Origin of the sequence: Pseudomonas sp. NPDC096925, from assembly GCF_044762545.1 — a bacterium.
Taxonomy (GTDB): Bacteria; Pseudomonadota; Gammaproteobacteria; order Pseudomonadales; family Pseudomonadaceae; genus Aquipseudomonas.
This window is the reverse complement of record NZ_JBIWEM010000009.1, coordinates 108324-122478: the sequence shown is the minus strand read 5'-3', so window position 1 is coordinate 122478 and position 14155 is coordinate 108324. Positions and strand designations below refer to the sequence as shown.

Here is a 14155-nt window from a genome sequence, read left to right as displayed (position 1 = left end):
TGGTTATGGGGCAGGGCGGTCACAGCTTGTTCAGCGGAATCTTCAGGTAGCTCACACCGTTCTCTTCCGGCGCGGGGAACTGGCCGCTGCGCATGTTCACCTGCACCGAAGGCAGGATCAGCACGGGCATGTCGAGAGTCTTGTCGCGGGCTTCACGCATGGCGACGAAGCTGTCCTCATCGACACCCTGATGGATATGAATATTGCTGGCGCGCTGCTCGGCCACGGTGGTGACGTACTGCATGTCGCGGCCACCTGGCAGGTAGTCGTGGCACATGAACAGCCGGGTCTGGTCGGGGAAGGCCAGCAAGCGACGGATCGAGCGGTACAGGGTGCGAGCATCGGCCCCCGGGAAGTCACAGCGAGCAGTACCGTAATCGGGCATGAACAAGGTGTCGCCGACGAACACCGCGGTCTCGCCGGCGTCCTCGATCATGAAGCTCATGCACGCAGGCGTGTGCCCTGGGGTGTGCAGCGCGCGGGCATGCAGGTTGCCAATGCGGAAACCTTCCTCGTCTTCGAACAGCACATCGAACTGGCTGCCATCGCGGGCGAAGCCAGGCTCGGCATTGAACAAGGCGCCGAACACTTTCTGTACCTGGGTGATGTGGGCGCCGATGGCGGTATGGCCGCCGAGCTTTTCCTTCAAATAAGCCGCTGCCGAAAGGTGGTCGGCATGCACATGGGTTTCCAGCACCCACTGCACGCTGGCTTCAAGCTCGGCCACTCGCTGGATCAGGCGGTCGGCCGAGGCAGTGCAGGTGCGCCCGGACTTGGGGTCGTAATCCAGCACACTGTCAATCAATGCGCACTGGCGGGTTTCAAGGTCCATGACCAGGTAGCTGATGGTCGAGGTCGCCTGGTCGTAAAAGGCGTCCACGTGCAGGTTGTTGCCGATGATCATCACGTTCTCCAATTTATCCACCCGGCCTTGTACAGGCGCAGGCAGTGCCAGGAGGTTTATCAAGATGCATGCCAGGCATTTTCTCGCGAGCGGGCCAATGAAACCGGCCCGTTGCTGACAGTTGCCGATGACAGTGGCAGCGCGGCTGGCAGTCGACTGTCAGCCAATGGCAGTGTTTGGCAGTCCTTGTTACCCTGCGCCGGTCATCCAATCGGTGCCGTCATGCCTGAAGCCCATCCCCTCATCCTAGCCCTGGTTTCCTACCTTGAGCACGATGCCCTGCCAACCATCGTGCTGGATACCGACTACAACATCCTGGCCGCCAACGCTGCCTATCGCCGCCAGTTCGGTCGCCATGAGCAGGCGCCGCTGGGCGAAAAATGCCACAAGGTCTCGCACCACTATGCCGTACCTTGCGACCAGGCCGGCGAGCATTGCCCGATGCGCAAGGCATGGCACAGCAAGGTACCGGAGCGGGTGCTGCACATTCATCACACGCCACGCGGCCCCGAGCATGTGGATGTCGAGCTGCGGCCGATCCTGGATGAACAGGGCAGGGTGGTGGCCTTTGTCGAACGCCTGACCAGCATCACCCTCGCATCGGCGCAGCCCCAGGAGCAAGGGCTGGTCGGCCGGGCGCCAGCGTTCAAGGCGGCCCTGGCCAGCCTGCAGCGTGCGGCGCCGGCGCAGATCCCGGTGTTGCTGCAGGGTGAGTCGGGTACCGGCAAGGAACTGTTCGCCCGCGCGGTGCACATGGGCAGCCCAAGGGCCAACGGCCCGTTGGTGGTGGTCGACTGTACCGGCCTGACCGAGTCGTTGTTCGAGAGCGAGCTGTTCGGCTACGAGAAGGGCGCGTTCACTGGCGCCAACCAGCGCAAGATCGGCCTCGCCGAAGCGGCGCATGGCGGCACCCTGTTCCTCGATGAAATTGGCGAAGTACCGCTGGCGATGCAGGTGAAGCTGCTGCGCCTGATCGAGTCCGGCAGCTTCCGCCCGGTGGGTAGCCTGCGCACGGTGCATTCGGATTTTCGTCTTGTTTCAGCGACGCACAAACCCCTCCGGCAGATGGTGGCGGATGGTACCTTCCGCGAAGACCTGTATTACCGCATCAGCGGCTTCCCGATCCGCCTGCCGGCATTGCGCGAACGTGTGGAAGATTTACCCCTGCTAGCGCAGAGCCTGTTGCAACGCATGGCAGGCAAGCCGACGCCCAGGCTGAGCGACGATGCCTTGCAGCAGCTTGGCCTGCATCCATTCCCGGGCAACATTCGCGAGCTGCGCAACATTCTGGAAAGGGCACGCCTGTTTGCCGATGACGGGCTGATCCGGCCGGAGCATTTGCCGGAGGATATCGGACCGGCGGGGGCGATCAAGGCAGGTGGCCGGCGCAATCACCTGGGTGAACTGGCGCAGGCACTGGAACAGTTCAAGGGCTCGCGCAGTGAACTGGCCCGTCACCTTGGCCTGAGTGAGCGCACGCTGTATCGCCGGTTGAAGGAACTTGGCCTGAATTGACGCGTGGGCTGCGCCGGCCCTATCGCCGGCAAGCCGGCTCCCACAGGTACGTCACAGGACCTGAATACAGCACCACACCCGCTCCCATAGGGATGGCGCTTCACGGACCTTTACCGGACCTTTACCTCTGCACTGACATTAAGCGGGAAGGATTGTGGTCTGATCAGTTAACCGAACCTGGCAACCTGTCAGCTCCCGCCAGGCGTTAACATGCAGAGGACCGCATCAAATGAAAAAGACCCTAACCGTGATCTGCGCCGCGCTCATGCTCAGCGCCCCCTTGGCCAGCTTCGCGCAGCCGGGCCCACCTGATCGGCATGATGGCGGCCCTGCACACCAAGGCAACCCGCCCCATGGTCAGCCACAGCACCAAGGCCGCCATGACAATGGCCGCGGTCCCGCCTACCGCGACCCGAACTTCCGCCCACAACCGGGCATGCCGGTTCCGCATCAACAGTGGCATCGCGGTCATGTGGTTGACCCGCATTACCGTGGCGACCGTTACTGGGTGACCGACTGGAAAGCACGCCACCTGTATGCTCCACCCCGTGATCACCGCTGGTTGTATGTGAACGGGGACTATGTGCTGGTGGCTATTGCCAGTGGTGTGATCGTCAACGTCCTAAGCGGTTACTGATTTCTACAGGCACTAAAAAGCCCGCTTTCGCGGGCTTTTTAGTGCCTGTAGATCTACGCGAATCAGAAGTCCAGGTTCGACACCGACAACGCGTTGCTTTCAATGAAGTCACGACGCGGCTCGACTGCATCACCCATCAGGGTGTTGAAGATCTGGTCGGCAGCGATCGCATCCTCGATGGTGACCTTGAGCATACGGCGAACGGTCGGGTCCATGGTGGTTTCCCACAGCTGGTCCGGGTTCATCTCACCCAGCCCTTTGTATCGCTGAATCGTGTGTCGCTTGGTGGTCTCGTTCATCAGCCAATCCAGGCCTTCCTTGAACTCGACGATTGCCTTGCGGCGCTCACCGCGCTGCACGTAAGCACCTTCGCCCAACAAGCTGGAAAGCTTGGCACCAATGTTGACTACGGTACGGTAGTCATTGCTGCCGAAGAAGTCCCGGTTGAAGGTGACATAGCTGGCCAGGCCGTGGGAGGTAATTTCCACTTCTGGCAACCATACGTTGCGCTCTTTGTCTTCGCGCAGGCTGGCTTTGTAAACCAGGCCGGACTTCTGGCTGTTGTTCAGACGCTCCTGGAACTGGGCCAACCAGGCTTGCATCACAGCGTGGTCACCCAGCTGCTCCAGGCTCACCTCCGGCAGGTAGATGAAGTGCTCGGTCAGCTCTTCCGGGTACAAGCGCGACAGGCGCTTGAGGGTCTTCATGACGCTACGGAATTCATTCACCAGTGCTTCCAGCTGTACACCGGAAACCGCTGGCGCCGACTCGTCCAGGTGCAGGCTGGCATCTTCCAGGGCCGACTGGGTCATGTACTCTTCCATGGCCTCGTCGTCCTTGATGTACTGCTCCTGCTTGCCTTTCTTCACCTTGTACAGCGGTGGCTGGGCAATGTAGATGTAGCCACGCTCGACCAGTTCCGGCAGCTGACGGAAGAAGAAGGTCAGCAGCAGTGTACGGATGTGCGAACCGTCAACGTCAGCATCGGTCATGATGATGATGTTGTGATAACGCAGCTTGTCAATGTTGTACTCTTCGCGGCCGATACCACAGCCCAGCGCAGTGATCAGCGTGCCCACTTCCTGGGACGAGATCATCTTGTCGAAGCGCGCTTTCTCGACGTTGAGGATTTTACCCTTCAACGGCAGGATCGCCTGAGTACGACGGTTGCGGCCTTGCTTCGCCGAGCCACCCGCGGAGTCACCCTCCACCAGGTACAGTTCGGAAAGGGCAGGGTCCTTTTCCTGGCAGTCCGCCAGTTTGCCTGGCAAGCCGGCGATATCCAGCGCACCTTTGCGGCGAGTCATCTCACGAGCTTTACGTGCCGCTTCACGGGCACGTGCCGCGTCGATCATCTTGCCAACGACGGCCTTGGCCTCGTTCGGGTTTTCCAGCAGGAAGTCGGCGAAGTACTTGTTCATCTCCTGTTCCACGGCGGTTTTCACCTCCGAGGAGACCAGCTTGTCTTTGGTCTGCGAGCTGAACTTAGGGTCCGGTACCTTCACCGAGATGATCGCGGTCAGGCCTTCACGGGCGTCGTCGCCAGTAGTCGCGACCTTGTTTTTCTTGGCCAGGCCTTCCTGTTCGATGTAGCTGTTCAGGCTACGGGTCAGCGAGGAACGGAAGCCCACCAGGTGAGTACCGCCGTCGCGCTGCGGAATGTTGTTGGTGAAGCACAGCAGGTTTTCGTTGAAGCTGTCGTTCCACTGTAGGGCGACTTCAACACCCACGCCATCGTCACGCTGGACGTTGAAGTGGAATACCTGGGAGTTGACCGGGGTCTTGTTGGTGTTCAGGTATTCGACGAATGCACGCAGGCCGCCTTCGTACTTGAAGAATTCTTCTTTACCACTGCGCTCATCCTTCAGCAGGATGCCAACGCCCGAGTTGAGGAACGACAGCTCGCGGATACGCTTGGCCAGGATGTCCCAGCTGAAGTGGATGTTCTTGAAGGTTTCAGCCGATGGCTTGAAGTGGATGTGGGTACCAGTGCTTTCGCTGTCACCGACAACCGCCATCGGCGCCTGTGGAACACCGTGAACATAGGTCTGTTCCCAGATCTTGCCGCTACGGCGAACGGTCAGTACCAGTTTCTCGGACAGGGCGTTCACAACAGAAACACCTACGCCGTGCAGACCACCGGATACCTTGTAGGAGTTGTCGTCGAACTTACCGCCAGCGTGCAGCACGGTCATGATGACCTCGGCTGCCGAAACGCCTTCTTCTTTATGCACGTCGACCGGAATGCCGCGACCGTTGTCGCGCACACTGATGGATTCGTCCGGGTGGATGATGACGGTGATGTCATCGCAGTGACCGGCGAGGGCTTCGTCGATCGAGTTGTCGACCACCTCGAAGACCATGTGGTGCAGGCCGCTGCCATCATCGGTGTCGCCAATGTACATGCCGGGGCGCTTGCGCACGGCATCCAAACCTTTCAGCACCTTGATGCTGGAGGAGTCGTACGTTTGATTTTCGCTCATGCATTCACTCCCGATGGTCGTGGGTCTGGGTGATACGGCCTTGTTCCACGTGGAACAAAGCAACTGGCGTTTCCGTCTGCCAGCCTTCCCTCAGTAATTCGTGATCTACACAGGTGATGAACACCTGGCAGCGTAATTCTTCAAGCAAGCGACACAGCGCGCGGCGATGCTGGTCGTCCAGCTCGGACGGCAAGTCATCCACGAGATAAATACAGTGACCGCGGCGAGCCTGACTAACGAGGTGGCCTTGGGCAATGCGCAATGCACACACCACCAGCTTTTGCTGACCACGCGACAGGATGTCGGCTGCGTTGTTGGCAGCCAGACGAAGACGCAGATCAGCACGCTGCGGACCGGCCTGGGTATGGCCCATCTGCTGATCGCGAAGGAGAGAGGAGGCGAGTACTTCTTGCAGTTCCCGGTCCTTGTCCCAGCCTCGGTAGTAGCTCAGGGTCAACCCGTCCAGCTCGACCAGTTCGCTCAGGGTTCGCTCGAAGACGGGCTTCAAGGCCTTGATGTAGTTGCGACGGTATTCATCTATTTCCGCGCTGGCCAGGCACAATTCCCGGTCCCAGGCGGCTTGCGAAGCTGGGTCAAGTGTACCATGCCGCAACCATGAGTTCCGCTGCCGCAGTGCCTTCTGCAGCCGTTGCCAGGCAGGCAGGAAACGAGGTTCCACGTGGAACACTCCCCAATCCAGGAACTGGCGGCGTATTTTCGGAGCACCTTCCAACAGGCGGAAACTGTCTGGGTTGATGAGCTGGAGCGGTAGCAACTCAGCCAGCTGCGCCGCGCTGCGCGCGTTCTGCCCATCGATGCGAATAGTGAACTCCCCTTGCCGCTCCCGGGATACACCCAGGTTGCTGCTGCCACCCTCGGCTAATTGCACTTCGCCGAACACGGTACAGACAGGCTGTTCGTACTGGATAACCGGGTTCAGGCGGGTGCTGCGGAATGAGCGCGCCAGCCCGAGCAAGTGCACGGCTTCAAGCACGCTGGTCTTGCCGCTGCCGTTGGCGCCGTAAAGGATGTTGATGCGGGGGGAGGGTGAGAGTGTCACCGGGTGCAAGTTGCGCACCGCGGTGACAATGATACGTCGAAGGGACATTTCGCCTGCTACGGTTACAGGCGCATCGGCATGACAACGTAGGAAGAATCGTCATTGCCGGCTTCCTGCAGCAGGGCACTGCTGTTGGAGTCGGACAGGATCAGACGAACTTGCTCGGTAGTCATCACGCCCAGCACGTCCAGCAGGTAGCTGACGTTGAAGCCGATTTCCAGCGAGCTACCTTCGTAGTCCACGCTGATTTCTTCTTCAGCTTCTTCCTGCTCGGGGTTGTTGGCCTGGATCTTCAGTTGGCCAGCAGCCAGTTGCAGGCGGATACCGCGGTACTTTTCATTGGAAAGAATCGCAGTACGGCTGAAGGCTTCACGCAGCGCCTGGCGGTCGCCGACCACCAGCTTGTCACCACCCTTGGGCAGTACACGCTCGTAGTCCGGGAACTTGCCGTCCACCAGCTTGGAGGTGAAGGTGAACTCACCGGTGGTGGCGCGGATGTGGTGCTGGCCCAGGACGATGCTCACCATGCCTTCCGGGTCGGTCAGCAGGCGCGCCAGTTCGAGGATACCTTTGCGTGGCACGATGACCTGATGGCGATCATCCTGCTCGATGGGCGCGCTCATGGAGCACAGCGCCAGGCGGTGGCCGTCGGTGGACACAGCACGCAGGGTGTTGCGGGAAACCTCCAGCAGCATACCGTTGAGGTAGTAGCGCACATCCTGCTGGGCCATGGCGAAACTGGTGCGCTCGATCAGGCGGCGCAGCTTGCTCTGTTCCAGGTTGCAGGTCAGCGAGCCCGGGCCTTCTTCCACGGTCGGGAAGTCATTGGCTGGCAGGGTCGACAGGGTAAAGCGGCTGCGACCGGCCTTGACCAACAGTTTCTGCTCGTCAACCTTGATATCGATCAGGGCATCGTTCGGCAGGCTTTTGCAAATGTCCATCAGCTTGCGCGCCGGGACAGTGATTTCGCCAGGCTCGGCCGGCTCTTCCAGTTGCACGCGGCCTACCAGCTCGACTTCCAGGTCGGTACCAGTCAACGACAGTTGCTGGCCTTGCACGACCAGCAATACGTTGGACAGGACCGGCAAGGTCTGACGGCGCTCGACGACACCGGCGACCAGTTGCAGGGGTTTCAACAGGGCTTCGCGTTGAATGGTGAAATGCATGGTCTAGTCCCTTGCCTTCAATTAGCTGCGCAGACGGCCATCAGGTCGTCAGCGTCCGCAGCAGGTTCTTGTAGTCCTCGCGGATGTCCGCGTCGGATTCCTTAAGTTCGTTGATCTTGCGGCAGGCATGCAGCACGGTCGTATGGTCGCGACCACCGAACATGTCGCCGATTTCCGGCAGACTGTGGTTGGTCAGCTCCTTGGACAGGGCCATGGCCACCTGACGTGGACGCGCCACGGAACGCGAACGACGCTTGGACAACAGATCGGAGATCTTGATCTTGTAGTACTCGGCGACGGTACGCTGAATGTTATCCACACTGACCAGCTTGTCTTGCAACGCCAGCAGGTCCTTGAGCGACTCACGGATCAGCTCGATGGTGATGTCGCGGCCCATGAAGTGCGAGTGAGCGATCACCCGCTTCAATGCACCTTCCAGTTCGCGGACGTTGGAACGGATACGCTGGGCAATGAAGAAGGCTGCGTCATGCGGAAGTTCGACCTTGGCCTGGTCGGCCTTCTTCATCAGGATCGCCACGCGAGTTTCCAGCTCTGGTGGCTCGACGGCCACCGTCAGGCCCCAACCAAAGCGCGACTTCAGGCGCTCTTCCAGGCCTTCGATCTCCTTGGGGTAGCGGTCAGAGGTAAGGATTACCTGCTGGCCGCCCTCGAGCAAGGCGTTGAAGGTGTGGAAAAACTCTTCCTGCGAGCGCTCTTTACGGGCGAAGAACTGGATATCGTCGATCAGCAACGCATCCACAGAACGGTAGAAGCGCTTGAATTCGTTGATGGCGTTGAGCTGCAGCGCCTTGACCATGTCCGCGACGAAGCGCTCCGAATGCAGGTACACGACCTTGGCGTTCGGGTTCTTCTTCAGCAGGTGGTTACCCACAGCATGCATGAGGTGGGTTTTACCCAGGCCCACACCACCATAAAGGAAGAGCGGGTTGTAGCCATGCTTGGGGTTGTCGGCCACCTGCCAGGCAGCCGCGCGCGCCAGCTGGTTCGACTTACCTTCGACGAAGGTGTCGAAGGTGAAGGTGCGGTTCAGGTAGCTGGTGTGCTTGAGCGCGCCTTCAACTTGCACGGTGCGCTGTTCTGTCCGGGCACTGCCGGCCGTCGCCGGAGCCGGCTCGGCCATGGCATCGAAGCTGTCACGCGAAGATGGCTCGGCCAGTTCATCGACCAGCACAGGCTCGGCCGCTGCCACGGCTACCGGTTCGACCACTGCCGGCACTGCCTTCTGTGTCTGGCTCTGCGCCTGGGTGTGCGCCAGCGAAGCGGCCACGGCGGCACTCACAGGTGCGTTGGGCGCCGCACGTGGTGCCGAGCTGCGGCGGCTGCCGATCAACAAGGAAAGGGCAGGCGCAATACCGCTGCCGTTTTCGCCCAACAGCTCGAGCAAGCGACCCAGGTACTTTTCATTGACCCAATCGAGAACGAAACGGTTAGGCGCATAGACGCGCAACTCGTCGCCTTCGGCTTCGACCTGTAGCGGACGGATCCAGGTGTTGAATTGCTGGGCAGGCAGTTCATCGCGCAGAAGCTCCACGCACTGCTGCCAAAGTTCCACTGACACGGATATCCCCTGAGTTTGAAAGCCGGATGAGGCAAAAACAAACCGCCATTGTACCGGTCGAGCGTTCAGTTATCCACATGTGGACACGCTAGGAACCATGACAAAACAGCCATTTATCGACCGAAACGGCTTCGCGGCGCTGTGAATAAGCCCTGTGGATAAGCGCCCATGAGCGCTATGCACAACCCTGGGGTCAGCCCTGTTGATAACTCAACTGTGGATAAGCGTCGTTTTCATCCACAGCTTTTGACCATGAAGGAAACAAGCGCAGCACCGGTTGAGAACACAGTTGTAAAACTCTGTACAGCGCGTATTTTATGGCCTCAAGAAGGTTATCCACAGAAGGTTATCCACTTAAGATTTATAGATTCTTCAGAAAAGCTTTTTATATGTCTCTTCTTTTTTTTCATGTTGTCCCCAATTCGTGTGTCCGATCAAGCACCCCGTGGTGATGGACAAGCACGCACCGTCCATCACGTGCTCTATATGGAAAGACTGGTTGGAAATTGACCTACGGGCTTGCTTTCTCTAGAATCGCCGGTCTCTTAAAAAGGGGGCCATCCCGGCCCGTCGTCGACAAACCAGGTAATACGCCATGAAACGTACTTTCCAACCAAGCACCATCAAGCGCGCGCGCACCCACGGCTTCCGTGCCCGTATGGCTACCAAGAACGGCCGCGCTGTTCTGTCGCGTCGTCGTGCCAAAGGCCGTAAGCGTCTGGCCATTTGATTTTTCGGCACAGGTGGTGAGTCAGGACTTCAGTCGGGAAAAGCGACTGCTTACACCCCGACATTTCAAAGCGGTCTTCGACTCCCCAACCGGCAAGGTTCCAGGGAAAAACCTGCTGATCCTTGCTCGCGAGAACGGCCTCGATCACCCACGCCTTGGCCTGGTGATCGGCAAGAAGAGCGTCAAGCTCGCCGTTCAACGCAACCGCCTCAAGCGCTTGATGCGCGATTCCTTTCGTCTGAACCAGCAATTGCTTGCCGGGTTGGACATCGTGATCGTCGCGCGCAAGGGATTGGGTGAGATAGAAAACCCGGAATTGCACCAACACTTTGGCAAACTCTGGAAACGCCTGGCGCGCAGCCGGCCCGCTCCAGCAGCGACTGCCAATTCCGCAGGGGTAGACAGTCAAGATGCGTAAACTGGCGCTCGTTCCGATCCAGTTTTACCGTTATGCCATTAGTCCTCTGATGGCCAATCACTGTCGTTTCTTCCCCAGTTGCTCCTGTTACGCTTATGAAGCCATCGAAAACCACGGCCTCTGGCGTGGTGGGTGGCTAGCCGTTCGTCGCCTGGGGCGTTGTCATCCGTGGAACGACGGCGGTTTCGATCCCGTTCCTCCCGCTCCTTCCTCCCGAACTTCTTCGATAGCCGAGTAATCATGGATATTAAACGCACGATCCTGATCGTCGCCCTGGCAATCGTGTCCTACGTCATGGTCCTCAAGTGGAACCAGGACTACGGCCAGGCTGCCCTGCCGACTCAGAATACTGCTGCCAGCACTGTTGCCCCGGGCTTGCCGGACGGCGTACCGGCCGGTAATGCCGGCGCCAGCGCCGATGTACCAAGTGCCAACGCCGAAACCAGCGCAGCCGAACTGGCGCCGGTCGCGGTCAGCAAGGACCTGATCCGGGTCAAGACCGATGTTCTGGAACTGGCTATCGATCCGGTCGGTGGTGACATCGTCCAGCTGAACCTGCCGCAGTACCCACGTCGCCAGGATCATCCGGACATTCCGTTCCAGCTGTTCGACAACGGTGGCGAACGTGTCTACCTGGCACAAAGCGGCCTGACCGGCACCAACGGTCCGGATGCCCGTCCTGCCGGTCGCCCGCTGTACGCTGCCGACAAGAAGGCTTACCAGTTGGCCGATGGCCAGCAGCAACTGGTGGTCGACCTGAAGTTCAGCGATAACGGCGTCAACTACATCAAGCGCTTCAGCTTCAAGCGCGGCGAGTACGACCTGACCGTCAGCTACCTGATCGACAACCAGAGCGGCCAGGCCTGGAGCGGCAACATGTTTGCCCAGCTCAAGCGTGACGCCAGCTCCGATCCGTCGTCGAGCACCGCCACCGGCACCGCTACCTACCTGGGCGCCGCCCTGTGGACAGCTTCCGAGCCTTACAAAAAGGTCTCGATGAAGGACATCGACAAAGGTAGTTTGAAAGAAAATGTGTCCGGCGGCTGGGTTGCCTGGTTGCAGCACTACTTCGTGACCGCCTGGATTCCGGCCAAGTCGGACAACAATGTTGTTCAGACCCGCAAGGACAGCCAGGGCAACTACATCATCGGCTACACCGGCCCGGCCATCAGCGTGCCTGCTGGCGGCAAGGTCGAAACCAGTGCCATGCTGTACGCCGGCCCGAAAATCCAGTCCAAGCTGAAAGAGTTGTCCCCAGGCCTGGAACTGACCGTCGACTACGGCTTCCTGTGGTTCATCGCCCAGCCGATCTTCTGGCTGCTGCAACATATCCACAGCCTGCTGGGTAACTGGGGCTGGTCGATCATCGTGCTGACCATGCTGATCAAAGGCCTGTTCTTCCCGCTGTCGGCTGCCAGCTACCGTTCGATGGCGCGCATGCGTGCCGTTGCGCCGAAGCTCGCTGCACTGAAGGAACGCTTCGGTGACGATCGCCAGAAGATGTCCCAGGCGATGATGGAGCTGTACAAGAAAGAGAAGATCAACCCGCTGGGCGGCTGCCTGCCGATCCTGGTGCAGATGCCGGTGTTCCTGGCCCTGTACTGGGTACTGCTGGAAAGCGTGGAAATGCGCCAGGCCCCATGGATGCTGTGGATTACCGACCTGTCGATCAAGGATCCGTTCTTCATCCTGCCGATCATCATGGGCGCCACCATGTTCATCCAGCAACGCCTGAACCCGACGCCGCCAGATCCGATGCAGGCCAAGGTGATGAAAATGATGCCGATCATCTTCACCTTCTTCTTCCTGTGGTTCCCGGCTGGTCTGGTGCTGTACTGGGTTGTGAACAACTGCCTGTCGATTGCACAGCAGTGGTACATCACCCGCAGCATCGAAGCAGCCAGCAAAAAAGCTGCTGCTTGACAGGCTGCTACGCTAGCCTGTGAATAAAAACGCCCCCTAGTGGGGCGTTTTTGCTATCTGTCGTTTTTGTCGTAGAGGCTTTCGAGCATGAACACTGTGCGTGAAACCATCGCCGCCATCGCCACTGCCCAGGGCCGCGGCGGTGTGGGTATTGTCAGGTTGTCCGGCCCTCTGGCTGCCCAGGCCGGCCAGTTGATCACCGGCCGTACGCTTACCCCGCGCCACGCCCATTACGGCCCGTTCCGCGACGAGGAAGGGCTGGTGCTGGACGAAGGGATTGCGCTGTTCTTCCCCGGGCCGAACTCGTTCACCGGCGAGGACGTGCTGGAACTGCAGGGCCACGGTGGCCCGGTGGTGCTGGATATGCTGCTGCAGCGCTGTGTACAAGTGGGTTGCCGGCTGGCCCGCCCGGGGGAGTTCAGCGAGCGTGCGTTCCTCAACGACAAGCTCGACCTGGCCCAGGCCGAAGCCATTGCCGACCTGATCGAGGCCAGTTCCAGCCAGGCCGCGCGCAATGCCCTGCGTTCGCTACAGGGGGAGTTCTCCAAGCGCGTGCATTTCCTGACCGAGGCGTTGATTGCGCTGCGCATCTACGTCGAGGCGGCGATCGACTTCCCTGAGGAAGAAATCGACTTCCTCGCCGATGGCCACGTGCTGGCGATGCTCGATACAGTGCGGGGAGATTTGTCCAGAGTACAGCGTGAAGCCGGGCAGGGGGCCTTGCTGCGTGATGGCATGACCGTGGTCATCGCCGGCCGGCCGAATGCAGGCAAGTCGAGCCTGCTGAACCAGCTGGCCGGGCGGGAAGCAGCCATCGTCACCGATATTGCCGGTACCACCCGGGACATCCTGCGCGAACATATCCACATCGACGGCATGCCGCTGCACGTGGTCGATACTGCCGGCCTGCGCGATACCGATGACCATGTGGAAAAGATCGGCGTGGAACGCGCGCTGAAGGCCATTGGCGAGGCAGACCGCGTGCTGTTGGTGGTGGACTCCACCGCGCCCGAGGCCAGCGACCCGTTTGCCCTGTGGCCGGAATTTCTCGACCAGCGGCCGGACCCGGGCAAGGTCACGCTGATTCGCAACAAGGCCGACTTGAGTGGTGAGCGGGTCGCGCTGGAACAGTGTGATGACGGCCATGTGACGATCACTCTCAGCGCCAAAGGGGATGACGCAGGGCTGCAGCTGCTGCGCGACCACCTGAAGGCCTGCATGGGTTATGAACAGACCGCTGAGAGTGGTTTCAGCGCCCGCCGGCGCCATCTGGATGCCCTGCGCCAGGCCAGCGAGCACCTGGAGCACGGCCGTGCACAACTGACCCTGGCTGGTGCGGGTGAACTGTTGGCGGAAGACCTGCGCCAGGCGCAGCAGGCCCTGGGGGAGATTACCGGGGCATTCAGCTCGGATGACCTGCTGGGGCGGATTTTCTCCAGCTTCTGCATCGGCAAGTAATCCACAGCCAGGCAAGGCCAAGCGCCGCTCCTTCGGGAGCGGCTTTTTTTTGCCTCAAATTTCACAGCTCCTACGGAAATCGCGCCGTACCTGAAGGCTGTGCAGAACCCTGTGGGAGCGGGTTCACCCGCGAAGAGGCCGGTGCAGGTTCACATTTTTTTCATTCGCCTACACCAATCTGCTCTCAGGAGCCCTGTGGAAAACTCGCATTGAGCTCCGTTGATAAGCAGGCTTTTTTGCTGAGGACAAACCCGCTTGTGGGTAAACAGCCATTTAATCCAC

Annotated in this window: 13 protein-coding genes; 8 read left to right on the top strand and 5 right to left on the bottom strand. The window is 59.9% G+C overall.

What is annotated here, in order from left to right; all coding sequences use genetic code 11:
• Nucleotides 1–19 precede the first annotated feature (19 nt).
• A complete protein-coding gene (locus ACIQYU_RS22590; RefSeq protein WP_063912298.1) occupies nucleotides 20–904 on the bottom strand; it encodes an MBL fold metallo-hydrolase in 885 nt (294 codons plus the stop codon).
• A 222-nt stretch (nucleotides 905–1126) separates the two neighbouring features.
• Here ACIQYU_RS22590 and ACIQYU_RS22585 point away from each other — a divergent pair, with 222 nt between their 5' ends.
• Both ACIQYU_RS22585 and ACIQYU_RS22580 read left to right on the top strand, forming a co-directional pair.
• Complete coding sequence (locus ACIQYU_RS22585; protein WP_233687621.1) at nucleotides 1127–2419, top strand: sigma-54-dependent Fis family transcriptional regulator; 1293 nt, start codon at nucleotides 1127–1129, stop codon at nucleotides 2417–2419.
• A 229-nt stretch (nucleotides 2420–2648) separates the two neighbouring features.
• The gene (locus ACIQYU_RS22580; RefSeq protein WP_207831414.1) at nucleotides 2649–3056 is read left to right on the top strand and encodes an RcnB family protein; all 408 of its coding nucleotides are present in this window, start codon (nucleotides 2649–2651) and stop codon (nucleotides 3054–3056) included.
• A gap of 62 nt (nucleotides 3057–3118) precedes the next feature.
• Here the strand turns inward: ACIQYU_RS22580 and gyrB are convergent, their stop codons facing one another.
• From gyrB to dnaA, 4 genes are read right to left on the bottom strand one after another with little or no spacing between them, the layout of a single operon-like run.
• On the bottom strand, nucleotides 3119–5539 hold the full coding sequence (gene gyrB, locus ACIQYU_RS22575) for a DNA topoisomerase (ATP-hydrolyzing) subunit B (protein WP_063912295.1): 2421 nt from the start codon (nucleotides 5537–5539) through the stop codon (nucleotides 3119–3121).
• A gap of 4 nt (nucleotides 5540–5543) precedes the next feature.
• Nucleotides 5544–6647, bottom strand: coding sequence for a DNA replication/repair protein RecF (gene recF / locus ACIQYU_RS22570; RefSeq protein WP_402802296.1), 1104 nt, complete (start codon nucleotides 6645–6647; stop codon nucleotides 5544–5546).
• 14 nt (nucleotides 6648–6661) lie between these two features.
• Entirely contained in the window at nucleotides 6662–7765 is a 1104-nt protein-coding gene (gene dnaN / locus ACIQYU_RS22565; protein WP_003260019.1) for a DNA polymerase III subunit beta, read from the bottom strand.
• A gap of 40 nt (nucleotides 7766–7805) precedes the next feature.
• Nucleotides 7806–9344, bottom strand: coding sequence for a chromosomal replication initiator protein DnaA (gene dnaA, locus ACIQYU_RS22560; RefSeq protein WP_207831412.1), 1539 nt, complete (start codon nucleotides 9342–9344; stop codon nucleotides 7806–7808).
• 168 nt (nucleotides 9345–9512) lie between these two features.
• Here dnaA and ACIQYU_RS22555 point away from each other — a divergent pair, with 168 nt between their 5' ends.
• The 6 genes from ACIQYU_RS22555 to mnmE all read left to right on the top strand — a co-directional run bounded on the left by ACIQYU_RS22555 (nucleotide 9513) and on the right by mnmE (nucleotide 13873).
• Entirely contained in the window at nucleotides 9513–9854 is a 342-nt protein-coding gene (locus ACIQYU_RS22555; RefSeq protein ID WP_233694006.1) for a hypothetical protein, read from the top strand.
• Between the two features lie 85 nt (nucleotides 9855–9939).
• Nucleotides 9940–10074: a 50S ribosomal protein L34 gene (gene rpmH / locus ACIQYU_RS22550; protein ID WP_003253163.1), complete on the top strand. Its 135-nt coding sequence runs from the start codon at nucleotides 9940–9942 to the stop codon at nucleotides 10072–10074.
• A gap of 13 nt (nucleotides 10075–10087) precedes the next feature.
• Nucleotides 10088–10492 (top strand): ribonuclease P protein component, encoded by a 405-nt coding sequence (gene rnpA, locus ACIQYU_RS22545; protein WP_082888282.1) that lies wholly within the window; start codon nucleotides 10088–10090, stop codon nucleotides 10490–10492.
• On the top strand, nucleotides 10485–10730 hold the full coding sequence (yidD, locus tag ACIQYU_RS22540; RefSeq protein WP_015268406.1) for a membrane protein insertion efficiency factor YidD: 246 nt from the start codon (nucleotides 10485–10487) through the stop codon (nucleotides 10728–10730). Before rnpA ends, yidD begins: the two co-directional genes overlap by 8 nt.
• 2 nt (nucleotides 10731–10732) lie before the next feature.
• Nucleotides 10733–12415 (top strand): membrane protein insertase YidC, encoded by a 1683-nt coding sequence (gene yidC / locus ACIQYU_RS22535; RefSeq protein ID WP_207831407.1) that lies wholly within the window; start codon nucleotides 10733–10735, stop codon nucleotides 12413–12415.
• 87 nt (nucleotides 12416–12502) lie between these two features.
• Nucleotides 12503–13873, top strand: a complete 1371-nt coding sequence (mnmE, locus tag ACIQYU_RS22530) for a tRNA uridine-5-carboxymethylaminomethyl(34) synthesis GTPase MnmE (protein ID WP_207831405.1) — start codon at nucleotides 12503–12505, stop codon at nucleotides 13871–13873.
• Nucleotides 13874–14155: the final 282 nt, after the last annotated feature.